General features: G+C 67.4%; 23 protein-coding genes. 11 read left to right on the top strand and 12 right to left on the bottom strand.

Annotated elements, in window-relative coordinates; all coding sequences use genetic code 11:
- Positions 1-153: 153 nt before the first annotated feature.
- Complete coding sequence (locus HWX14_RS10255) at positions 154-987, bottom strand: autoinducer binding domain-containing protein (RefSeq protein ID WP_175882616.1); 834 nt, start codon at positions 985-987, stop codon at positions 154-156.
- Between the two features lie 283 nt (positions 988-1,270).
- Here HWX14_RS10255 and HWX14_RS10250 point away from each other — a divergent pair, with 283 nt between their 5' ends.
- Complete coding sequence (locus HWX14_RS10250) at positions 1,271-2,179, top strand: LuxR family transcriptional regulator (RefSeq protein ID WP_175882615.1); 909 nt, start codon at positions 1,271-1,273, stop codon at positions 2,177-2,179.
- Between the two features lie 126 nt (positions 2,180-2,305).
- On the opposite strand, the gene HWX14_RS10245 is transcribed toward HWX14_RS10250, so the two are convergent.
- Complete coding sequence (locus HWX14_RS10245; protein ID WP_175882614.1) at positions 2,306-3,952, bottom strand: NRAMP family divalent metal transporter; 1,647 nt, start codon at positions 3,950-3,952, stop codon at positions 2,306-2,308.
- Between the two features lie 122 nt (positions 3,953-4,074).
- A complete protein-coding gene (locus HWX14_RS36730) occupies positions 4,075-4,209 on the bottom strand; it encodes a hypothetical protein (protein ID WP_279611803.1) in 135 nt (44 codons plus the stop codon).
- Between the two features lie 1,080 nt (positions 4,210-5,289).
- Between HWX14_RS36730 and HWX14_RS10240 the strand changes: the two genes are divergently transcribed.
- Both HWX14_RS10240 and HWX14_RS10235 read left to right on the top strand, forming a co-directional pair.
- Positions 5,290-5,559: a hypothetical protein gene (locus HWX14_RS10240; protein ID WP_175882613.1), complete on the top strand. Its 270-nt coding sequence runs from the start codon at positions 5,290-5,292 to the stop codon at positions 5,557-5,559.
- Positions 5,560-5,652: 93 nt separating this feature from the next.
- Entirely contained in the window at positions 5,653-7,140 is a 1,488-nt protein-coding gene (locus HWX14_RS10235) for a carbohydrate porin (protein WP_175882612.1), read from the top strand.
- A 96-nt stretch (positions 7,141-7,236) separates the two neighbouring features.
- Here the strand turns inward: HWX14_RS10235 and treA are convergent, their stop codons facing one another.
- Positions 7,237-8,958 (bottom strand): alpha,alpha-trehalase TreA, encoded by a 1,722-nt coding sequence (gene treA / locus HWX14_RS10230; protein ID WP_175882611.1) that lies wholly within the window; start codon positions 8,956-8,958, stop codon positions 7,237-7,239.
- A 139-nt stretch (positions 8,959-9,097) separates the two neighbouring features.
- Positions 9,098-9,727 (bottom strand): TetR/AcrR family transcriptional regulator, encoded by a 630-nt coding sequence (locus tag HWX14_RS10225; protein WP_175882610.1) that lies wholly within the window; start codon positions 9,725-9,727, stop codon positions 9,098-9,100.
- 368 nt (positions 9,728-10,095) lie between these two features.
- Here HWX14_RS10225 and HWX14_RS10220 point away from each other — a divergent pair, with 368 nt between their 5' ends.
- A complete protein-coding gene (locus HWX14_RS10220; protein ID WP_175882609.1) occupies positions 10,096-11,484 on the top strand; it encodes an MFS transporter in 1,389 nt (462 codons plus the stop codon).
- Positions 11,485-12,056: 572 nt separating this feature from the next.
- Entirely contained in the window at positions 12,057-13,268 is a 1,212-nt protein-coding gene (locus tag HWX14_RS10215; protein WP_175882608.1) for a crosslink repair DNA glycosylase YcaQ family protein, read from the top strand.
- 60 nt (positions 13,269-13,328) lie between these two features.
- Here HWX14_RS10215 and fabI read toward each other — a convergent pair whose 3' ends face one another.
- The 4 genes from fabI to HWX14_RS10195 are packed head-to-tail and all read right to left on the bottom strand — an operon-like array spanning position 13,329 to position 17,439.
- Positions 13,329-14,090, bottom strand: coding sequence for an enoyl-ACP reductase FabI (gene fabI / locus HWX14_RS10210; RefSeq protein ID WP_175882607.1), 762 nt, complete (start codon positions 14,088-14,090; stop codon positions 13,329-13,331).
- A 28-nt stretch (positions 14,091-14,118) separates the two neighbouring features.
- A complete protein-coding gene (locus tag HWX14_RS10205; protein WP_175882606.1) occupies positions 14,119-15,240 on the bottom strand; it encodes an alpha/beta fold hydrolase in 1,122 nt (373 codons plus the stop codon).
- An 8-nt stretch (positions 15,241-15,248) separates the two neighbouring features.
- Positions 15,249-16,457 carry an acetate/propionate family kinase gene (locus tag HWX14_RS10200; protein WP_175882605.1) on the bottom strand — a complete coding sequence of 403 codons (1,209 nt, stop codon included), beginning with the start codon at positions 16,455-16,457 and terminating at the stop codon, positions 15,249-15,251.
- Between the two features lie 10 nt (positions 16,458-16,467).
- Positions 16,468-17,439 carry a phosphate acetyltransferase gene (locus HWX14_RS10195; protein ID WP_175883550.1) on the bottom strand — a complete coding sequence of 324 codons (972 nt, stop codon included), beginning with the start codon at positions 17,437-17,439 and terminating at the stop codon, positions 16,468-16,470.
- A 145-nt stretch (positions 17,440-17,584) separates the two neighbouring features.
- Between HWX14_RS10195 and atpG the strand changes: the two genes are divergently transcribed.
- Positions 17,585-18,460 (top strand): ATP synthase F1 subunit gamma, encoded by an 876-nt coding sequence (gene atpG, locus HWX14_RS10190; protein WP_175882604.1) that lies wholly within the window; start codon positions 17,585-17,587, stop codon positions 18,458-18,460.
- Positions 18,461-18,470: 10 nt separating this feature from the next.
- Positions 18,471-18,929 carry an ATP synthase F1 subunit epsilon gene (gene atpC, locus HWX14_RS10185; RefSeq protein WP_175882603.1) on the top strand — a complete coding sequence of 153 codons (459 nt, stop codon included), beginning with the start codon at positions 18,471-18,473 and terminating at the stop codon, positions 18,927-18,929.
- Positions 18,930-18,952: 23 nt separating this feature from the next.
- Here the strand turns inward: atpC and HWX14_RS10180 are convergent, their stop codons facing one another.
- Together HWX14_RS10180 and HWX14_RS10175 are read right to left on the bottom strand one after the other, a co-directional pair.
- Positions 18,953-19,171 (bottom strand): DUF1653 domain-containing protein, encoded by a 219-nt coding sequence (locus HWX14_RS10180; protein ID WP_006480837.1) that lies wholly within the window; start codon positions 19,169-19,171, stop codon positions 18,953-18,955.
- Between the two features lie 57 nt (positions 19,172-19,228).
- Positions 19,229-19,672, bottom strand: a complete 444-nt coding sequence (locus HWX14_RS10175; protein ID WP_175882602.1) for a GNAT family N-acetyltransferase — start codon at positions 19,670-19,672, stop codon at positions 19,229-19,231.
- A 190-nt stretch (positions 19,673-19,862) separates the two neighbouring features.
- Here HWX14_RS10175 and HWX14_RS10170 point away from each other — a divergent pair, with 190 nt between their 5' ends.
- The 4 genes from HWX14_RS10170 to HWX14_RS10155 all read left to right on the top strand — a co-directional run bounded on the left by HWX14_RS10170 (position 19,863) and on the right by HWX14_RS10155 (position 22,047).
- Complete coding sequence (locus tag HWX14_RS10170) at positions 19,863-20,123, top strand: type II toxin-antitoxin system prevent-host-death family antitoxin (RefSeq protein ID WP_011547275.1); 261 nt, start codon at positions 19,863-19,865, stop codon at positions 20,121-20,123.
- Positions 20,120-20,386, top strand: coding sequence for a Txe/YoeB family addiction module toxin (locus tag HWX14_RS10165; protein WP_011547274.1), 267 nt, complete (start codon positions 20,120-20,122; stop codon positions 20,384-20,386). The genes HWX14_RS10170 and HWX14_RS10165 overlap by 4 nt, the downstream gene beginning before the upstream one ends.
- A gap of 49 nt (positions 20,387-20,435) precedes the next feature.
- On the top strand, positions 20,436-21,059 hold the full coding sequence (locus HWX14_RS10160; RefSeq protein ID WP_175882601.1) for an HAD hydrolase-like protein: 624 nt from the start codon (positions 20,436-20,438) through the stop codon (positions 21,057-21,059).
- 409 nt (positions 21,060-21,468) lie between these two features.
- Complete coding sequence (locus HWX14_RS10155; RefSeq protein ID WP_011547272.1) at positions 21,469-22,047, top strand: DUF4142 domain-containing protein; 579 nt, start codon at positions 21,469-21,471, stop codon at positions 22,045-22,047.
- 134 nt (positions 22,048-22,181) lie between these two features.
- On the opposite strand, the gene HWX14_RS10150 is transcribed toward HWX14_RS10155, so the two are convergent.
- Positions 22,182-22,781, bottom strand: coding sequence for a GNAT family protein (locus tag HWX14_RS10150; RefSeq protein ID WP_175882600.1), 600 nt, complete (start codon positions 22,779-22,781; stop codon positions 22,182-22,184).
- Between the last annotated feature and the right edge of the window lie 18 nt (positions 22,782-22,799).

Raw genomic sequence — 22,799 nt, 5'->3', positions numbered from 1 at the left:
TGGAAAAAGAAGCGCGCCTCGTAGCGTGAAAGCGCGTTTTCCTCAGACGATCGAATCGGACTACGAAACCCGGCGGCACGTTCGGGCACGCGCCGCCGGAACCGCTTCCATCGCCCGCCGGAGCGCCGGCGCGTGCCGCCGACAGGCGTCAGGTCAGGACGGCAGCCGCCGCGCGGCGAGGTACGCGAGCTGCGCGCGGTTCTGCACGTTGAACAGCTTTTCGAGCGAGCGGATATGGTGCCCGACCTTGTGCAGCGACGTACGCAGCGCGCTCGCGATCTCCTGGTCGGACAGTCCGTGCACCAGCCGGTCGAGCACCTGCTGCTGCTCGTCGGCGAGCGCGAAGCCGCGCATGCGCGCGACCCGCGCCTCGAGGAACGGCAGCGCGACGCGATGCACGGCGAGGCTGACCGACAACGCGCCGCCGATCACGCGATCGTCGATCCAGTCGATCCCGTGCGTCTCCGACGTCAGGTTCACCGCGACGCGCAGGTCGAGGCGCGGCGCCGACAGGCTGAAGATCACGCCGCTGTTCATTGCGTGCGCACGCAAGTGGCCGGCGAGCGCCAGCACCTTGCGGTCGCCGCTGCCCTGCGCGGCCGCCTCGATCTCGTCGAGCCGCCACGCGACCGGGAAGCCGCTCTGCCGCACCTGCGCGAAGCGCGGGTCGCTGTCGTACAGCATCCCTTCGATGAACGGCTGCATGAACGTCGCCGGCGCGAGGTCGCGCAGCAGATGCGCGCGCAGAATGCGCCGCCCGATCATTTCGTACGCGCCGTAACCGAGCGTACTGAATCCGATTTGCCGCAATCGCGCATGGCATTGCGCGAAATCGAATGACGCGAGGTCGGTTTTACCGGGCGCTATTTGAATACCGGTAAAAACGTCGCGCTCGATTGCGTGATATTCGTTCGAATAAGCGGCCGCGGCCGCTATATCGGATTGTGAGAACCATTCGACGCGTGGTGCGCCGTCAGCATATGTCATGAGGAGCCCGCCCTTTCCCAATATGTGAAACTGCGCCCCGTCACGATCTGGTCTTTTCTTTATGATTTTCTGGTCGTCGTTATATGCGTACGAACATGAACCTTTCGCCGCGATTAGTATTACGGCATATTACCCACACACCGGCATTTTTGTACAATGCCCCCGCGTTTCGTCAGGGATGACGATCGGCGCATATCACAACGATGCTCGGTCGCACCGCCGCGAATGCCGTACACGATACGGCCGCCGCCAGGCGATGCGCGTCGATTCCGAGGGATGGCTCATGTCCGATATTGCATTGCATGAAGAAGCGGTCGCCCCAACCACCTTGCCTCGCGCGTCGCGCGGCTTGAACGCAGGCGCGGACGGGCTGCGTGAGCGCGCCGTGCAGGTCGTCTGGTGCGACGACGTGAAACGCGGCGACGACGCGCAGCCGCACGCGCCGAAGCTCGGCGTCGCCGATACGCTCGCGCACGCGCAGAGCACGGCCGAGCGCAACCGGATCGTCACGAGCCTGCTGCATCTGACGGGATTCTCGACGTTCGCGTACTTCGCACTCGAATTCGCGCGCGAGCGCGTCGAAAGTCTCTACCTGCACGAAGCGTTCACACCGGCCACCTATCGCGGCGACTACGTGCGGCACAACCATCACGACGTCGATCCGCGCACGCTCGGCGCGCGCGTGTGCAACATGCCGATCGTGTGGGACCTGCAGCAATTGCGCCGCGAACACCGCGAGCGCGACGACGGCCCGTGCGTGAGCCCGGCCGCGCTCGACGGCTTCCTGCAGACGATGCAGGACGACGGAATGTGCAGCGGCATCATGTATTCGATGGCCGTGCCCGGCACGCGGCTGCACGCGTTCATGAGCTTCACCGCGCCGCGTCGCACGCGCGAATGGATCACGCCGGCGACGATCGAACAGGCGCTGTCGATCGGGTTGTCGGTCCACAAGTTCGCGTCGCCGCAACTGATCTCGACGTCGCGCGAGCGCGCGGTGAACGGGCTCACGCCGTTCGAGCAGGAGCTGCTGCTCGGCATCGCCGAAGGCGCGTCCGACAAGGAGATCGGCCGGCGCCTCGACACCAGCGCGCACAACGTCGACTATCACCTGCGCAAGCTGCGCAAGCGCTTCGGCGTCGCGAACCGGATCCAGCTCACGTACCTGACGTCGAAGCTCGAGCTGATCTGACGCGCGGCGGCGCGGCGCGTTGCGTGTCATCGCCTGCGTAAACGCACATGCCGGCCTCACGGGCCGGCATGTGCGGGTTGCGGCGCGGTGCCGGGTCCGGCGCCGCTTGCTGGCAGACGAGCGCCGTTACTTCAGCAGCGTCATCTGCACGACCTTCACGATCACGAGGCCGACCGCGATCACCAGATAGCCGCGCAGCACGGCCATCCAGATCCGCGTCGCGAGCGTCATGTTCTGCGGCTCGAGCGTATCGAGCGGCGGCATGCGCCACGTGTCGCGCAGCGAGCGGTCGATGCCCGGCTCGACGACGCGCTTGTTGCGGCGAACCAATACCGTCGCCAGATAGCCGGCGATCGCGAGCACGGTGCCGCCCACCAGCACGTCGACGATCGCTTCGCCGCTGATGTCCGGATACATCACCGATGCGGTCAGGATGATCGACAGCAGCACCAGCACCCAGATCACCGCGCCCGTGAACACGTTGAGCTTCGTCGAGTTGACCCAGGGCCCAAGCACCTGGCGGTCGTTGCACAGCACGAGCAGGAACACCGTCGCGCTCGGCAGCAGCACGCCGGCCAGCGTCTGCACGGCTTCGGTCAGCAGGCCGAGCGGGCTGCCCGGGATCAGCACGAGCGTGGCCGCGGCCGCGACGATGCCGAAGTAGACCAGATAGAAGCCCTTCGCGTCGGTCACGCCGCGATGCAGCGAGTGACGGATCTTGAACACGTCGCCGATCGCGTACGCGGTCGACAGCGACACGGCCGCCGCGCCGATGATGCACGCGTCGAGCAGCGCGACCGCGAACAGCGTCGCGCTCGTGCGGCCCGCATACTTCTCGAGGCCCGCGATGACGCCGCCCGCGTCGGTGAAGTTGCCGGCTTCCGGATGGCCGCTGAACAACGCGGAGCTGAAGCCGATCATCGCGACCGCGCCGACCAGCACGAACGCGATGCCGATCCACAGGTCGGCCTTTTCATATTTCATGAAGCGCGGCGTGATGCGCTTGTCGATCACGTAGCTCTGCTGGAAGAACAATTGCCACGGCGCGACCGTCGTGCCGACGACACCGATCACGAGCAGCATCACGTCCGACAGCTTCGCGTGCGCGGGCCAGTTCGGCACGAAGAAATCGCGCGTCATCTGCGCGACGGGCGGATGGATCGACACGAGCACCGGCACGAGCAGCAGGCTCAGCACGCACAGCCCGATCGCGAACCGCTCGAAGCGCCGGAAATCGCCGGTACTGACCGCGGCCATCGTCAGCGCGGCGGCCACGCATACGCCGGCCACCTTCGGCAATCCGAAGAAATCCAGCACGAACGTGATGCCGATGAACTCGGTGACGATGGTCAGCGCGTTGAGCAGGAACAGGTCGATCACGCTGAACGCGCCCCAGAACTTGCCGAAGCGTTCGAAGATCAGGCGCGCATGACCAACGCCCGTGACCGCGCCGAGGCGCAGCACCATCTCCTGGTTCACGTACAGCACGGGCACGAGCAGCAGCAGCGTCCACAGCAGCGTCGTGCCGTAGTTCTGGCCGGCCTGCGTATAGGTGCCGAACGCGCCGGCGTCGTTGTCGCCGACCATCACGATCAGGCCCGGGCCGATGATCGCGAGCAGCGTGCGCAGGCGTGCCCACCATGTGCCGCGCGCGCCGGTGTCGTGGTGCGAGATGGTGCCGAGCGCACCGCGGATGTCGCCCAGGTGGGCTTCGTCGAGCACGGCGCTGCGTTCGACCGCGATCGGTGGAGAGACGTTGGAGGGCGTGGACATGATGTATTCCGTACGGCTAGGGGTTATGCGATTCGATGAGCGTGTGACCTTGGAATGCGCACGGGACGGCCGCTCGAAGGCGGGCGCGCGTGCGCATGCCGAGGCGCGCTCGGCGCTTCTTTTCAGCGGATCAACGCTTTCAACTGGTTCAACAGGCGGATGAACACCCGCGGACGGACGTCGAGCGTCAGCATCGCGTCGTAGTGGTGGCGCGATTCCGTGACGTGCGGAAGGGTCGGCAGAAGGCCGAAGTTCATGGTCTGGCTCCGTGCGGCGACGGCAAGCGTGCCGGCCGCGTCGTGGGCGCGGGGCCAGTCCGGGGCCTGAACGACGTGTCAGGCTAGTCGGCCGGCGTGTCCCCGCGACCCGGGTTCAAAAGGGTCTGTGTATGCAACGGGCATAAGGGACAACTGTCACTGTCGTTCATGGCGGCTCCTGTGCGGTGTTCCGGGGAACACGGTTGACCGCCCTGCGGCTTGCGGGCCGGCATTCGCACGCCCGGAGAACGGATGCGCGAACGCGGCCGCCTGCAAGGCGGCGGTGAAACCGGGCAACGCATGCGAAAACGCATCACGCTAACCGGCGCGAATCAGGGTGCACGTAGGGAGTTGCTGCGGATGACTGCTGCGCGCACCGTTTGCCCGGGAGACAAACGGCGGCGTCGATGAGGCGCGGACGTCGGTCGCTCAGGCGGAAATTTCGTTCGAAGATCGACTACTGCAGGCGTCCAAGGCGGCGGCCCCAAGAGTGAAGATGGCGGATTCTATGAACCGCGCGAAAGTGAAGTCAACCCCTTTAAACCCCATTTTTCGAAATAAATTTCCCGCCCGACGCGACTGAAAGATTTGCCCCCGAAATAACGTTCCGAAACCTTTCAGGGCCGTCACGGCCCAACCGCGCGCCGACGCGTGCGAGCAACGGCCCGGCGCCCTGCCGCGCCTCTTTTTTGCGATCGCCGGGCGGCCGCGTGGCGGCCCCGCTTCACTGCGACGCACACGCCACACAGCGCATCTTTCGTGCGTTTTTCACTTGCGCCGCAGCAAAAGTCGCGACTACAATCCGCCCCAATTCATCAAGGGAGTCCCTCCGTGGACACATGCTCTAGTTGCAGTTCGATGCCGGTCCAGGCCGGCCACGCCATCGCGAGATAGCAGCCAGACGCATGTCTTACGCCGCTAGCTCGCATTCGTCGGGTTAGCGCGCTTCCTCCGGGCCGGCCATCGCCGGTTCGTCAGTCGCACGCTCCGTTATGTTTCACCCTCCGATCGCAGGCCGCGTCACGCAGCCGCGCTCGATCACGTCGTCCGGCGTTCGCCGGATGGAACGGAGGCAGCGTCATGTTCTTTCCATCGTTCGCGGTCAGACTCAAGCGCGTCGTGCACGCCGCGTGCAACCGCTCGTTCGTTTCCGGCCTTTCGCCGCTCGCCCACGCGTTCGGCAACTGGCGCGGTTTCGCGCTCGCCCACGTGCCGGCAGCGCCCCGCCTGCTCGATTGCGTGCTGATCGCCGCGACGGCGGCCGCGCTCGCGCTCGCCGCGCTGCTGTGCGCGGTCGCGCCACGCGTCGGCTTCGCGCAGGTGTGGCGCGTCGGCGGCTGGCTGCCGTAAGCCCTCCCCCTCCGTGCGGGCCGTCTCGCCATGCGTCCCGCATCACGTTCCCGTTTCCTCAGCCTAACTAATCAAACTGCCAACGGAACCTACATGAAGAACCATCCGCAATCCGTCCCGCGCAAGCTTCGCGTCGATGCGCTCGCCACGCTGCTGCTGTCGCTCGCCGCCACAACCGCATTCGCGCAGGCGTCATCTCCCGCCGCAACCGAACCGGCAGCCGGCGCGAGCGCTGCCGCTGCCCCCGCACAACAGGCCGCCGATGCTGCCGCGCCCGCGCCCACCGGCTTGTGGGAGCGGTCGAACCTGCTCGGCAACATGGGCGGCCTGCGTGACGTGCTCGACGAGCACGGCGTCACGCTGAGCCTGCAGGAAACCAGCGAATACCTGTACAACACGTCCGGCGGCACGGGTCGCGGCGGCGCGTACCAGGGGCTCACGCAATTCGGTTTCAACGTCGATACCGGCAAGGCGGTCGGCCTGCCGGGCGGCACGTTCAACGTGTCGGGGCTGCAGATCCACGGCACCAGCCTCACGCAGCGCTACCTGCAGACGCTGCAGACCGCGACCGGCATCGAGGCCAATTCGACCACGCGCCTGTGGGAGCTCTGGTACCAGCAGTCGCTGCTCGACGGCAAGGTCGACGTGAAAGTCGGCCAGCAGAGCGTCGACCAGGAATTCATGGTGAGCGAGAACGCGGCGACGTTCATGAACGCGACGTTCGGCTGGCCCGTGCTGCCGTCCACCGACCTGCCGTCCGGCGGCCCCGCGTATCCGCTGTCGTCGCTCGGCGTGCGGTTGCGCGTGAAACCGGCCGACGCGTGGACCGCGATGGTCGGCGTGTTCGACGGCAACCCGGCCGGCCGCAGCGACGGCGACGCGCAGGTGCTGAACGCGCACGGCACCAACTTCAACCTGCGCAGCGGCGCATTCGTGATCGGCGAAGTGCAGTACGCGCTGAACGCGCCGCCCGCCGATCCGAAGGCGCCGCAGCCGGCCGGCCTGCCCGGCACGTACAAGCTCGGCGTCTGGTATCACTCGCAGCACGCGAACGATCCGCGCTACGGCACCGACGGGTTGTCGCTCGCCGATCCGGCCAGCAATGGCATGCCCGCCACGCATCGCGGCAACTACGGCTTCTATGCGGTCGCGGATCAGATGGTGTGGCGGCCGTCGGCCGGCAGCCCGCGCTCGGTCGGCGTGTTCGCGCGCGTGATGGGCTCGCCGGGCGACCGCAATCTCGTCGATTTCGCGGCCAACGCCGGCGTGACGTTGAAGGCGCCGTTCGCCGGACGCGACAACGACGTCGCCGGCATCGCGATCGGCTACGCAAAGATCGGCTCGCGTGCGCGCGGCCTCGACGGCGACACCGGCGCGTACACGACGCCCGGCTATCCGGTGCGCCGCGCGGAGACGGTCATCGAGGCGACCTACCAGTATCAGGTCGCGCCGTGGTGGCAGGTGCAGGCCGACCTGCAGCACTTCTTCCGTCCGGGCGGCGGCATCCCGAACCCGAACGCGGCCGGCGCGCGCATCGGCGACGAAACGGTGGTCGGCGTGCGCACGACGATCACGTTCTGATGCCTGCCGCGTCAAAACACGGGCCGGACGGCCGCTTGCGCGACGGTCCGGCCCGTGCGTTGGGTTGCAATGCGAGCGCGCGGCCCGCGCCGTGCATTACTCGCCGTACAGCCCCAGCAGTTTCAGCGTGACGCCGTTGGTCCAGCCGAAGCCGTCCTGCAACGGATACTCACCGCCCCCGCCGCCGCCCGTGCCGGCGCCCTCGACCACGTACTTCTCGACGAGCTTGCCTTCGGCCGCGTACACCTGCTTCACGTCGGACAGGAAACGCGTGCCGATGTCCTTCGCGAGCGCCGGTTCGCCGTAACGGCGCAGCCCGTCGATCGCGATCCACTGCAGCGGCGCCCAGCCGTTCGGCGCATCCCACTGCTGGCCCGTGTTCTCGGTCGTCGTCGCGAGGCCGCCCGGCTGCAGCAGCGTCTTGCGCACTTCACGCGCGGTCGCCTTCGCGCGCTCCGGCCACGCGACGCCCGCGAACAGCGGATACAGCGCGGCCGCCGTCACGCCGTCGCGCGGCTTGCGCAACTGCCAGTCGTAGTCGCCGTAATAGCCGCGACGGTTCCACAGGTAGTGATTGATCGCGGCCGCACGCTTGCCCGCGCGCGCGGAAAAATCGGCCACGCACGCGATGTCGCGCGTGAGCGCGCAGCCCTTCACGATCGTCGTCTCGAGATGGAACATCAGGCTGTTCAGGTCGACCGGCACGATCGAGGTCGTGCGGATCGTCGCGAGCGTCTTGCCGTCGCCGAACCAGCGCGAGCTGTAGTCCCAGCCGCTTTCGGCGCCCGCGCGCAGGTCGCGGTACACCTCGTTCGCCGGGCGGGACGGCACCGATTTCGCAGTCGTCACGTCCTCGAGATACGACTCGTCGCGCGGCGTGTCGCGCGCATCCCAGTAGCGGTTCAGCACCGCGCCGTCGGGCATCGCGACCACGTTGCGCGCCGCCTGCCCGCGCGGCGTCGTGGTTTCGCCCTGCATCCAGTACGCATGCTCCTTGCGCAGCGCCGGCAGGTATTTCTGGTAGACCTTGTCGCCTTCGACCTGCGCGGCGAGCGTGACCATGTACGCGAAGAACGGCGGCTGCGAGCGGCTCACGTAGTACGTGCGATTGCCGTTCGGGATGTGCCCGACCGTATCGATCAGGTATGCGAAGTTGTCGAGCATGTCGTCGACGAGATCCTCGCGCCCCGACACCTGCAGCCCGAGCATCGTGAAATAGGTGTCCCAGTAGTAGCCTTCGCGGAAGCGGCCGCCCGGCACGACGTACGGCTTCGGCAGCGGAATCAGCGAACTGTACGGGGGCGCCGTGGTGCTCGTGCGCGTGAGCTGGGGCCACAGCCAGTCGATGTGCTGGCGCAGCGTCTGGTTCGGCGGCGGCGTCACGCCGCCCTCAGGGGGCGGCGTGAAGTGCTGGTCGACGAACGCCTTCAGCGAGAAGCCCGGCTGCGATTTCTGTTGCTGATACAACTGCACGATCGTCGCCGGATCGGTATCGGGCGTGGCGTCGACGAAGGTCTTCTGGTCGGGATAGAGCTGCGCGGTCTGCACCGCGACGAACAGGTCGCCGTAGAGCTGGCTCGGCGGTGGCAGCAGCGTGCCCGACGCGGGTGCGGGAGCAACTGCGGTGGTGGCGGCAGGCAGCGCGGACGCGCTGGCCGCTTGCGCGGCGGCCTGGTGCGCATTGTCGGCCTGCGCGGCGCAGCCGGCGACGGCGAGATAGGCGATGGCCAGTGCGGCGGCCCAGCGCAGACGCGGCGCGGGTCGCGACTGACGCGACGGGAAGCGAGATGCAAGCGGTGCGGCACGACGTGACGTCATGGCGTGTCCCCTCCTTTTTTCAATGGTGAGTGGGTCGGCACAAGGTCTCGTTCGCGCGCGCGTTCGTCTCGATGGCCTTCGATCGATACGCGTCATGTTGTGGTACGAACGGGTCCGACTGTCGCACGAAACATGCGCATCAAGCAAGTTTCGATTCGCGCGACTCCCGGAGATAACCGCGTACCGCCCGCCATGCCCGCGCTTCGAGCGCATCCGCATCGGTCTCGCCGCGCGCGCCCGCCGCGTCGACGATGCCTTTCACGATCGCGAGCAGATCGTGCGCGACCACGTCCGGTGCGGCGACGCGCGGCGCATCGCGCAGCCCGAGCGCATGCAGCAACGTCGCGTGGATGCGGTCCGCGACGCGCGCGGTGCGCGCGCCGAGCGGCAGCCGCGCCTCCTCGAAATCGATCAGCCGCGCGAGCACCGGCCGGCGCATCTGGTGCGCGACGGCGCCGCGCACCAGCGTGCGCAGCACGTCGTCGCAGGACGACAGCGCGGCCGCCCGGTCGACGTCGTCGAGCAGACGCGCGCTCTCGCGTTCGACGAGCGCGGCCGTCAACGCATCGCGGTTCGGGAAGTATTGATAGAGCGAGCCGATGCTCACGCCGGCCAGCGCCGCGACCGCGTTCGTCGTGTATCCGTCGAAGCCGTCGCGCTCCAGAACGCGGGCGGCGGCCTCGACGATCGCATCGACGGTGGCCACCGAGCGGCGCTGGCGCGGCGCCTTGCGCGGCGAGAGCGGAATGCGCGAGGACGATTCGGGCATGGCGGGAAGGCGGATTTCGAATATGAGCAAGTGCTCATATTCTAGGAACGCACTGCCGCTCCGTCAAAAGGAATCGACATGACCGAGTTCACGTCGGCCCCGCTCGAACACGCGGTCGACGTGCCGTGCGAGATGTCGTTCGGAGATCACTGCGTCGACACCCTGCCAGGCATCGAAAACGCACGCACTCCGCTCACGATGCCGCGTCGTTCACCGCCCACGCAACGCATCGCTCGCACGTCCGCAGTCGTCCTTTCCACGTCCCCAACGGAAAAGACGACTGTTGCAACATGCGGAACAACTGTTGTCATACGTGACGCAACGGTCACATTGTGGGCATAATGGCGTCTTTACCGCGCGCCCAGCCCATGTCGCCCGTCTTTCTAGCACCGCTCATCGTTGCCTGTGCGTTGTTCATGGAAAGCGTCGACGCGAACATCATCGTCACCGCGCTGCCTGCGATGGCGAGGGACTTCGGGCACAACCCCGTCACCCTGAACATTGCGATCACGGCCTACGTGGTCGGCCTCGGCGTGTTCATCCCGATCTGCGGCTGGCTCGCCGACCGCTTCAGCGCGCGCGCCGTGTTCCGCACCGCGATCGGCATCTTCGTCGTCGGTTCGCTGATGTGCGCGGCGTCCAACTCCCTCGGCGTGCTCACGTTCGCGCGCTTCATACAGGGCGTCGGCGGCGCGATGATGGTGCCGGTCGGCCGCATCATCATCTTCCGCGCGGTGCCGCGCGCCGATCTCGTGCGCGCGATGAACTATCTCGCGATTCCCGCGCTGTTCGGGCCCACGGTCGGGCCGCTCGTCGGCGGCTTCATCACGACCTACCTGCACTGGCGGATGATCTTCTTCATCAACGTGCCGATCGGCATCTACGGGATCTACCTCGCGAGCAAGCACATCGCGAACACGCACGAGCCCGATCCGGGCCCGCTCGACTGGTTCGGCTTCCTGCTGTCGGCCAGCGGCGCCGCGCTGCTGCTGATGGGCCTCACGCTGATCGACGGTTCGCTCACGTCGCGCTCGAACGCCATCATCATGTGCGCGGCCGGCGCCGCGATGCTCGCGCTGTACGTGCCGTACGCGCGCCGCAAGGCGCGCCCGGTGCTCGACCTCAGCTTCCTGAAGATCCCGACGTATCACGCGAGCGTCGTCGGCGGGTCGCTGTTCCGCATCGGCCTCGGCGCGGTGCCGTTCCTGCTGCCGCTCGCGCTGCAGGAAGGGCTCGGCATGAGCGCATTCCACTCGGGCCTCATCACGTGCGCGTCCGCACTCGGCGGCGCGGTCAGCCGCTCGACGGCCACGCATACGCTGCGCCGCTTCGGTTTTCGCACGGTGCTGATCTACAACGCGGCATTCGCGGGCCTCGCGATCGCCGCGTACGGCGTGTTCCATCCCGGCATGGCGACCTGGGCGATCTGGCTGATCGTGCTGGTCGGCGGCATCTTCCCCGCGCTGCAGTTCACGAGCCTGAATTCGATGATCTACGCGGACATCTCGCCGCGCGACGCAGGCCGCGCGACGAGCCTCGGCAGCGTCGTGCAGCAGATGTCGCTGGGTCTCGGCGTGACGGTGGCCGGCCTCGTGCTGCACGTGTCGCACTGGCTCCAGGGCCATCAGGCGATGGTGTGGTCGGATTTCTGGCCCGCGTTCCTCGTGGTCGGGCTGTGCTCGTTCGCGTCGATTCCGATCACGCGGCGGCTGCCGCCCGGCGCCGGCGACGAAGTCGCGCGCGGCAAGCGGGCATAGGGCCTGTTCACGCGAATAACGGGCTTGCGCTGGCCCCACGAATGAATTTTTCCAAACAGGGGAACGTGCCTTTGCGCCCGCATGGCGGCGTCGTTCGTCGTTGCAATAGCTACGGCTATTGCGCCTCCACACTCCTTGCCTGCGCCCGAAGGAAGTCCCCTTGGGGGATGGGCGGAAAGACACGTTCGCAAGCCCGTTATTAGCGTGAACAGGCCCTGGGCGGATGGCGCCGCGGCATGAGCTGCGCGGCGACGGACGAAAACCGGAAAAACAAAAAAATCAGCGAACATCCACACGGGGCCGGTGCACAGCCGCATGGATGTTCGCTCAGGGCTCCGGGTCTCCCGATGGGGGTTGAGAATCCCGGATTCGCTTCCTGCGTGCCATGGACATATGTGCGTCGGAAGCGGAATCGTTGCGCGCATGTGTCGTCGCGCCATGAACTGCACTATAGGGAAACTTGCGAAAGGCATCTGTCAACCATTGTCAGACGCGTTGCGGCCGCGCGTCGCACGCGCGCGCCGCTTTCGCGCTAAAGTGGCTCCCGATCGCCACCCTCGACCGTCCTTCCGATGCTCACGCTCTCGCCCGCCGCCGCCCGCGCCCTGCATCTCGCCGCACAGGGCCTGCTCACGCCGCCACGCCGCAAGGCGACCAAGCCCGACGTGCTCGACACGATCCGCCGGATGGCGCAGTTGCAGATCGACACCATCCACGTCGTCGCGCGCAGCCCGTATCTCGTGCTGTTCAGCCGTCTCGGCGATTTCCCGCCGCACTGGCTCGACGAACATCTCGCCGAGGCGCGCCTGTTCGAATACTGGTCGCACGAAGCGTGTTTCCTGCCGATCGAGCAGTTCGGGCTGATGCGCTACAAGATGCTCGATCCGTCCGGGATGGGCTGGAAATATGCGGCCGAGTGGCACGAGCAGAATCGTCCGGAGATCGAACGGCTGCTCGCGCGGATTCGCGAGGAAGGCCCGGTGCGGTCGGCCGATTTCGCGCGCGAGGACGGCGTGAAGGGCAACGGCTGGTGGGATCGCAAGCCCGAGAAACGTCACCTGGAAGTGCTGTTCACGACGGGCGATCTGATGGTGTCGGAGCGCCGCAATTTCCAGCGCGTGTACGACGTGCGCGAACGCGTGCTGCCCGACTGGGACGATACGCGCGACCTGCCGCCGCGCGATGCGGTATTGCCCGCGCTGCTCGACTACACGTGCCGCGCGTTGGGCGTCGTGCGCGCGGACTGGGTGGCCGACTACTATCGGCTACCGCGCCGTTCGTACCGCGCGGAACTCGAGCGGCTCGCGGATGCCGGTGACCTGATTCCGGTGCAGATCGACGACTGGAAGGAACCGGCCTACGTGCATCGCTCGCTCGACGCGCTGCTGCCGGCGGCGGCGGCCGACACGCTGCGCTCGACGGTCACGACGCTGCTGTCGCCGTTCGACCCGGTCGTGTGGGACCGACGGCGCGCGTCGACGCTGTTCGGTTTCGATTACACGATCGAGTGCTATACGCCCGAGCACAAGCGGCGCTACGGCTATTTCTGCCTGCCCGTGCTGCATCGCGGCCGGCTGGTGGGCCGCGTCGATGCGAAAGCGCATCGCAGGCTCGGCACGTTCGAGCTGAAGGCCGTGCACGTCGAGCCGGGTGTGCGGTTCGGCACGGGGCTCGCGGCCGACGTCGCGAAGGCCGTGAAGAAACTCGCGGCGTGGCATGGCACGCCGGAGGTGACGGTCGCCCACGCGCCGCCGGCCCTCGTGCAGGCATTCGCGCGGACCTGAACACCGCGTGCCGCCGGCACGCTAGGGCCTGTTCACGCTGATAACGGGCTTGCGCTGGCCCTAGCCGAGCATGTGCATGCCGGCGTCGATATAGTGCGTGCCGCCCGTGATCGCCCGTGCGCCGTCGCCGGCAAGAAACGCGCAGAACGCGCCGACGTCGTCGATGTCCAGCGCGTGATGCAGCGGCGCGCGGCGCGCGGTGTCGTCGAGCAGCCGGCCGAAGTCCGGCAGGCCCGACGCCGCGCGCGTCGGCAGCACGCCCGGCGAAATCGCGTTGACGCGAATGCCCGCGCCGCCGAGTTCGGCCGCCAGGTAGCGCACGCTCGCCTCGAGCGCGGCCTTGACCGGCCCCATCACCCCGTAGTTCGCGACGACCTGCTCCGCGCCGAGATAGCTCATCGCCATCAAGCTCCCGCCGCGCGTCATCAGCGGCTCGGCGAGCCTCGCCATCCGGATGAACGAATGGCACGAGGTATCCATCGCCAACGCGAAACCTTCCGGCGAACTGTCGACCACGCGGCCTTGCAGATCGGCCTTCGGTGCATACGCAACCGAATGCAACACGAAGTCGAGTGCGCCCCATTGCACCGCGATCGCGTCGAACACCGCCGCCATCTGGTCGGGTCGCCCGACGTCGAGCGGCATCCGGATCGGCGCATCGAGTTGCGCGAACAGCGGCTCGACGTGCGGCAAGGTCTTGTCCGACTGCCAGGTCACCGCGAGCGTGGCGCCCGCCCGGCAAAACGCGCGTGCGCATCCCCACGCGATGCTCTGTTCGTTCGCGATGCCGACGACGAGCCCCCGCTTGTGTCGCAACGTCATGTCGTCCCCCTTGCCGATCCGCATCGGCCTAGCGCTGCGCCGCGATCCATCGCGCGATGTCGGGCCACACCGTCTTCAGCGTGCGCGTCCCCATGAAGAGGCCGATATGGCCGCCCGGCACGAGCCGGCTCTCGATCCGCGACGCGGGCGCCCCGAGATAGTCGCGCGCGCCGAACACCTGCTCCGGCGTCGTGATGTCGTCGGCCTCGCCGGCGAGCAGATAGACCGGGCACGCGACGTCCTTCAGGTTGAGCGTGCGCCCGAGCGCGACGAACGTGCCCTTCGCGAGCCGGTTCTCCTTGAAGATCTGCACGATCGCCTGCAGGTACCAGCGTCCCGGCAGGTCGATCGGGCTTTCGTACCAGTTCGCGAACACCTCGCGCTTGCGCAGGTATTCGGGATCGTCGAGATGCTCGTACAGGTCGACGTGCTCGGCGAGATAGTGCTGATCGGGATGCATGTTCTTCCAGCCGCGCAGCATGAAGCGCCCGCGCATCAGCCCGCCGCCCATCGCGACGAGTTCCTCGTAGAACGACGTCGGATACGTGTGCACCATTTGCCTGATCGGGCCGTCGCCCGCGTCGGTGTCGATCGGCGAGCCTGCCAGCACGAGGCTCGCGACCTTGTGCGGGAAACGCGCCGCATACATCGTGGACATCCAGCCGCCCTGGCACAGCCCGACGAGATTCACGCGGCCGCCGAGTTCGTCGACGCACACGTTCAGCTCGGCCAGATACTGGTCGATCTCGAGGTCCTTCATGTCCTCGGTGGCCGAGCGCCAGTCGGTCAGGTACAGCCGCGTCACGCCGTGCTCGCGCAGCGTCTGCATCAGGCTCTGCCCCGGCTGGTAGTCGGCGATCATCGCGCTGTGCCCTGCGTACGGCGCATCGACGATCGTCGGCAGCCCGTGCGCCGGCGCGGCCGAATAATCGCGAAACGTCATCGTCCGCAGTTCCAGCAACGGCCGATTCGCCGAGGCCAGCGCCGGATGCGCTTCGAAATGGAGCTTCTCCTCTTCCGCGAGAAAGCGCAGATTGCGCGCCGCGATCTCGGCGCCGGCGGCAAACATCGCCGTGGCGGCGGCCATCGGCCAGAAAATCGGCAGCGCGGGGGCGCTGATGGCGGGAGAAGGCGTGTCGCGTGCTGTCATCGGAGGTCTCACCGGGTCGGATACGGCGTGGAAGGGATCGCGTCGTCCAGCACGCGGCGCGTGTGCCGCGCGATCATCAGGTTCTCGTCGGTCGGGATCACGCGCACCGTCACGCGCGACGCGTCGCTCGAAATCACCGGCAGGCCGGCGGCGTTCGCCGCGTCGTCGAGCGCGATGCCGAGCCACGCCGCGCGGCGGCAGATCCGTTCACGCACGCGCGGCGCGTGCTCGCCGATGCCCGCCGTGAACACGAGCGTGTCGAGACCGCCGAGCACGCCGGCCAGCGCGGCGAGTTCGCGGGCCGCGCGATAGGCGAACAGCTCGACCGCATGCGCGGCCGACGGTGCGTCGCTCGCGAGCAGCGTGCGCATGTCGCTCGACACGCCGGACACGCCGAGCAAGCCCGATTCGGCATAGATCAGATGTTCGACCTCGTCGAGCGACCGGCCTGCGTGTCGCTGCAGGTACAGGATCACGCCCGGGTCCAGCGCGCCCGTGCGCGTGCCCATCGGCAGCCCGTCGACGGCCGTGAACCCCATCGTCGTCGCGACGCTGCGGCCGTTCGCGAGCGCACACAGGCTCGCGCCGTTGCCGAGGTGCGCGACCACCGTCCGGTGCCGCGCCCAAGACGGATCGAGCACCGCGAGCGCCGTCGCGATGTACTCGTACGACAGCCCGTGAAACCCGTAGCGGACGATGCCCTGCCCGGTCAGCGCGCGCGGCAACGCGAACTCCCGTTCAAGCGCCGGCACCGTCGAATGGAACGCGGTGTCGAAACACGCGACCTGCGGCAGGTTCGGCGCAACCGCGGCCACCGCGCGAATCGCGTCGACGTGATGCGGCTGGTGCAGCGGCGCGAGCGGTGAAAGCGACGCGATCGCATCGAGCACGCGCGCATCGATCCGCACCGGTGCGGTGAAGTACGGGCCGCCATGCACGACCCGGTGCCCGACGCCGTCGAACGCGGCTTCCCGCCCGACGTGCGCGGCGAACCACGCGTGCAGCGCCTCGATCGCGCCTCGATGCCCCGGTCGCGCGACGGCGCTGTCGGCGAGCGTCGCGCCGTGCGCATCGGCCACGAACAGATGCGGCGCGTCATGCAGGTTCTCGACCTGCCCGTGCAGGCCCGCATCGAGCGAACGATCGTCGCGCGTGTCGTAGACGGAGAACTTGAGGCTCGACGAGCCGGCGTTGAGCACCAGGACGGGATGTCGCATCGCGGCCTCGTCAGTGTGCGTCGGCCGTAACCGCCGGCACGTCCACGGGCGTCGCGGTCGCGCGCGCCGCCGCCGCGACGAGCGCCGCGACCGCGCAGCTCGCCAGGCGCGTGCGTTCGCTGTCCGCGCGACTCGTCAGGATAACCGGCACGCGCGCGCCGAGCACGATGCCGGCCGCATCGGCATTCGCGAGGAACGTCAGCTCCTTCGCGAGCATGTTGCCGGCCTCGAGATCGGGCACGAGCAGGATGTCCGCATCGCCCGCGACCGCGGAACCGAGATGCTTGAGCCGCGCGGCCTCCGGGCTGATCGCGTTGTCGAACGCGAGCGGCCCGTCGAGCAGCGCGCCGGTGATCTGGCCGCGCTCGGCCATCTTGCACAGCGCGGCCGCGTCGAGCGTCGACGGCAGCTTCGAGCTGACCGTCTCGACCGCCGACAGGATCGCCACCTTCGGCCGGGCGATGCCGAGCGCGTGCGCGAGATCGATCGCGTTCTGCGCGATGTCGGCCTTCTGTTCGAGCGTCGGACGGATATTGACGGCCGCGTCGGTGATGAACAGCGGCTTGGGGTAAGTCGGCACGTCCATGATGAACACGTGGCTCAGGCGCCGCGCAGTGCGCAATCCCGTATCGGCGTGCACCACCTCCGCGAGCAACTCGTCGGTGTGCAGGCTGCCCTTCATCAGCGCTTGCGCGTCGCCCGCGCGCACCAGCTCGACGGCGCGCGCCGCCGACGCATGACTGTGCGGCGCATCCACGAGCCGATAACCGGACAGGTCGATACCGAGCGTCGCGGCGAGCATCGTGATCCGCGCCACCGGGCCGACCAGCACGGGCACGACGATACCGGCCCGAGCGGCGGCCGCCGCCGCATGCAGCGATACCTCGTCGCAAGGATGTGCGACCGCGACCGTCACCGGGCGCAATGCGCGGCAACGCGCAATCAGCGCGTCGTATTTCTGATGCGTGCGCAACTCGGTCATCGACTGCCCCTTCGCAAGGATCACGTGAACGGATTCTCGTGCGGGACCGGGCGAAGTCGTTTGATTTCCGTCAATCGTTTCAGGTGAAGTCCCGATAGCATGAAGTCGCACGATGACCTTCGGATGGCCGCAACGCCCCCCTGACATGCACACACGCGAAATCCGCGCGAAGATCGCCAGTACCTCGTCCACGCGCAAGATCACCAAGGCGATGGAAATGATGGCGCGCACCAAGATGGCGAGCGCGCAGCGACGCGCGCGCGAGTTCCGCCCGTACGCGGCGCGCATCGGCGCGATGGCGGAACGCGTGCTGCGCGACCGTCCCGACCACGTATCGGCGCTAATGGCGCGACGCGATACCGTGCGCCGCGTCGGCCTGATCGTCGTCAGCACCGATCGCGGGCTGTGCGGCCCGCTCAATGCGCGGCTGCTCGTCGAATGCGTGGATGCGCTCGAACGCTGGGACCGGGCCAACGTCGCATGCGAACTGAGCGTGATCGGCGCGCGCGGCCTCGCGCCGCTGCTGCGCCACGGCGCGACCATCGCGGCCCGTGCGAGCGGCCTGGCCGCCGAGCCGCACTTCGAGCAGTTGCTCGGTGCGCTGCTCGTGCCGCTGACCGCGTTCGTCAACGGCGAGCTCGACGAAGTGCACGTCGCGTACAACCGGCTGACGAGCCCGCTCGCGTACGAGCCGCGCATCGATGCGATGCTGCCGATCGCGGGGCTCGACACCGGCGCGCCGAGCGACGGTGCGGCCACGTCCTCGTCCGATTATCTGTACGAGCCCGCGCCCAAACCGGTCGTGGATACGTTGCTGCTGCGCTACGTCGAGGCGACGCTCTATCAGGCCGTCGTCGAAAACTACGCGTGCGAGCAATGCGCGCGGATGTTCAGCATGCAGACCGCGACGGACAACGCCGACCGCGTGTTGCGCGAACTGCGGCACCTGTATCAGAAGACGCGACAGGCGCAGATCACCACCGAGCTGTGCGAGATCGTCGCCGGCGCGGCGGCAGTCTGAAGGAGTCCGCATGAAGACGTCGATGAAGCTCGACATCGTGAGCGTGGAAGCGGTGCTGTATGCCGGCGACGCACATTTCGTCGTCGTCCCGGGGGAAAGCGGGGAACTGGGGATCTATCCGCACCACGCGCCGCTGCTCACGCGGATCCGGCCGGGCGTCGTGATGCTCGTCGATGCGCCGACCGGCGAGCATCGCCGCCTGCTCGTCGCGGGCGGCGTGCTGGAGGTCAGCCGCGACGGCGTGACGCTGATCGCCGATCACGCGCTGCGCACGCCCGAACTCGACGAGCTGCGCGCACGCGAGGCGCGGCATGCAGCCGACGACTGGCGCCGGCGCTACGCGCACGAAAACCGGCGCGCGTTCGATTTCGCGTCGGCCCGTGCGGAATTGATGGAGGAAATCCGGCGCTTCTTTGCGATGGCGCTGCGGCAACAGGCGCCGCACGACAAGCCGGGCAGCGCCGGCTAGACACCGGCTGCGGTGTCGCCCGCTCAGTCGCGCAGCTTGCGAAAACGCGGCGTGCCGTCTTCGAGATTGCCGTTGAACATCGCTTCCGGACGCACCCACAGCCCGCGCGCATGCGGCCACAGATGCTCGTAGACGACCACCGATTCCTCGGTTTCGGAATGGCGGGCAACGCCGATGTAGCGGTACAGGCCGCCCTTGTAGTGGCGGTGCGTCGCGAGCTGTTCGGCTTCCTGTTCGGTCATGGTGTGCTTCTCTTCGGCAAAAACGGAAAGCGCGTATTGTATGCGCTGCGCCGCGCGTCAGCGTTTCGTGTAGATGTCGGGGCGGCGGATCTCCATCAGCCGCTCGGGGTTCGCGGACGGACCGAAACCGACCGGCCGGTACAGTTCGTGTGCGTCGGTCGTGACGAGCATGATGCGGCGCAGCCGCTGCACCATCTCCTGCGCGAATATATGGTCGATCAGTGCGCGGCCGTAGCCGTTGCCGCGTTCGGCCGGCAGCACGAACACGTCGCACAGGTACGCGAACGTCGCATGATCGGTGACGAGCCGCGCGAACCCGACGAGCCGGTCGCCGACATACGCACCGAAGCACAGCGAGCCCTCGATCGCCCGCTCGACCACGTCGCGCGGAATGCCCTGCGACCAGTACGCGTCGCGATGCAGGAAGTCGAAGATCGCGTCGATATCGAGTTCGCGCTTGTCGGTGGAAAATCTCAGCGTGGCGGGGGTGGCTGCGGGCACGTCTGTTCTCCGGTTCGAGGGGCGGAAGGCTGAGCGTCGACGATACCGCGCCGTGGGGTGCGGGACAAGGGCATGGCCGGGCCGCCGCGGGAGAAACAGATGCGCGTCGCCTCAAGACATGTACAACATTCGGTACATATCTCCGGATAGTGCTATACTTGTACCGTTACACGTACAAGTAAGGCACACCATGCGCACGATTCATTTTTCCGATGCCCGCGGCAATCTGAAGACCGTCATCGACCAGGTCGTCGACGATGCTGACGTGACGCTCATCACGCGCCGCGATGCACCGAACGCCGTCATCATGTCGCAGGACTATTACGACAGCCTGATGGAGACGGTTCACCTGCTGCGCTCGCCGGCCAACGTCGCCCATCTCGAACGTTCGATCGCGCAACTGCGCAAGGGCAAGGCGAAAGAACACAAGCTCGCCGAGGATGATGAATGAGCGTACGTCGCGTGCTCTTTACTTCCGATGCATGGGACGACTATGTCTACTGGCAAGGGCAGGATCGCAAGACGCTCAAGCGCATCAACCAGCTCATTCGCGAAACCCAGCGCACGCCGTTCGAAGGCATCGGCAAGCCCGAGCCGTTGAAAGCCAATCTGTCTGGTTTCTGGTCCCGCCGTATCGACGATACGAACCGTCTGGTCTACGAGGCTGACGACCTTCAAATCAGCATCGTGTCGTGCCGCTACCATTACGAGTAGCACGGCCGCCAACTACCCTCGCCACGTTCCGCCTCGCACGCGTCGCCCGATGACCTACCGCCTCATCGCCTTCGACTTCGACGGCACGCTCGCCGATTCGCTCGACAGCTTTCTCGCCGCGCTGTCGGAAGCATCGCGCCTGCACGGCTTTCGCGACGCCACGCCCGAACTGCGCCCCGCGCTGCGCGGGATGTCGGCGCGCGACATCATCCGCGCGCTCGACGTGCCGATGTGGAAAGTGCCGCGCGTGACGATCGACATGCGCCGCCTGATGCGGCCGCGCGTCGCGCACGTGAAGCTGTTCCCCGGCGTCGACGAAACCTTCGACGCGCTCACCGCGCGCGGCATTCGCATCGCGATCGCCACGTCGAATACCGAGGAGATCGTGCGTGACCGGCTCGGCCCGCGCGCCGGCGCGCGCGTCGACCACTTCGCATGCGGCATTCCGCTGTTCGGCAAGGCGCGCCGTCTGCGCGCGCTCGTTCGCGAGGCTGGTGTGCGCGCCGACGAAGTGCTGTACGTCGGCGACGAAATCCGCGACGCCGACGCGGCACGGCGTGCACATATCGCGTTCCAGGGCGTCGCGTGGGGCTACACCGCGCCCGACGCGTTGCAGGCACATTGCGCGACGCCGTTGCTGCCGCGGCTCGATGCGCTGCTCGATCGCGTGTAACGCTTGCACGCACGCCGCGCGCGCACACCGCCCTCTCTCACGACGCGCCGCCACGGCAACGGCCGCGACAACATCACGCCGATGAAATGCCGATGACACGCACGTACATCTCATGCATTGCATGCGCCCCACGCGCGCAAAAATTGCCGCCGCCGCATTCGCATCAGGTACGCCCTACCTGTCCGCGCGCATGCTCATCGATTCGTCTTACCAACCGTTACACAAGCCACAGCACGGTTGCACCTGCTTCCCGACCGCTCTCCTAGAATCAGTCGGGCCGGAAAACGCTTCGAACGCCGCCGCGGCAGAGCGGCAGTCGAATCCGGTCCGGGCGCGCCCGGTCTCTCTCGCACAGCGACGGATCGCACGATCCGTTTTTCAACCAGAGCCCCGATCGAAAGGAGGTCCCATGAACCGCTTTCCCCACATTTCGCGCCTTGCCTTGTCTGCCGCTGGCCTGCTTCTCGTCGCCGTGACGGCGACCGCGCAAACCGCGCAACCGGCACCCGCGGCATCTGCCGCGCCGGCCGCGACCGCGACGCGCATCCACGAAGCCGACCAGACCTTCATCACCGACGGCACGAAGACCGTGTCGACCCAGCACGACGCCGCGCGCATCGCCGATTCGCGCACGTCGGACAGCCAGGTCAAGGCGTTCGCGCAACGCGTGTCGACCGACGATGCGAAGATCATCCAGGCGATGCGCGCGGCGAGCCCGCGCGGCGTCGACGTGCCGGCCAACGACCCGGACACGACCGTGCTGAACAGCATCAAGAGCCTGCGCGGCGCCGAGTTCGACAAGGCGTATATCGAACAGGTCGCGCTCGCCGGCCAGCAGAAGACGATCTCGGCATTCCAGGCCGAAATCGCATCGGGCCGCGACACCAAGCTGAAGGAAGTCGCACGCCAGGCGCTGCCGATCCTGCAGGCGCACTACGCGGATGCGCAGAAGCTCGCGCAGCGTCATCACCTCGCATCGGCGCAGTAATTCAGGCGATGCCGCGCCGCGCATCGTGCGCGGTGCACCGTTTCCCCCGCCGTCGCGCTGCCGCCTCCCCTGCCGGCGGCGCGACGCGCGTCTGAAGCATCAAGCGCCCCGCGTCACACGTCACACGTCACGCATTACGTCGCCAGCTTCGCGTCGAGTCGCGCACGCACTTCCGGCCATTCGTCGTCGATGATGCTGAAGCGCACCGAGTTGCGCTTGCGGCCATCCGGCATGATCCGTTCGTGACGCACGATGCCCTCCTGTTTCGCCCCGAGCCGCAGGATCGCCGCGCGCGATTTCTCGTTCAGCTCGTCCGTCGTGAACTGCACCCGCACGCATTGCAGCGTGTCGAACGCGTAAGCCAGCAGCAACCACTTTGCTTCGGTATTCGCGCGCGTACGCTGCGCCGATTCGCTCAGCCACGTATGACCGATCTCGAGCTTGCGATTCTTGCGGTCGATCTTCCAGAAGCGCGTGCTGCCGATCGCGCGGCCCGACGCGCGATCGACGATCACGAACGGCATCACGGTGCCGGCCGTCCGCCCCTGCAACGCCGTGTCGATGTAGGCGTCGACCGTCTGCGCACCCGGCACGACCGTGACTTTCAGGTTCCACAACTCGCCGTCGGCCGCGGCGTCCAGCAGCGCCTGCCGGTCGGATACGTCGAGCGGGCGCAGGACGACACGTTCGCCGGTGAGGGTCGGTTGTTCGAGGAAAGACGATGCGTCGGTCATGACAGGATTCCGGAAAAT

This window comes from Burkholderia sp. BCC0044 (assembly GCF_902832955.1).
Taxonomy (GTDB): Bacteria; Pseudomonadota; Gammaproteobacteria; order Burkholderiales; family Burkholderiaceae; genus Burkholderia.
The sequence above is the reverse complement of the archived record's forward strand: the minus strand, read 5'-3'. Positions and strand labels throughout refer to the sequence as shown.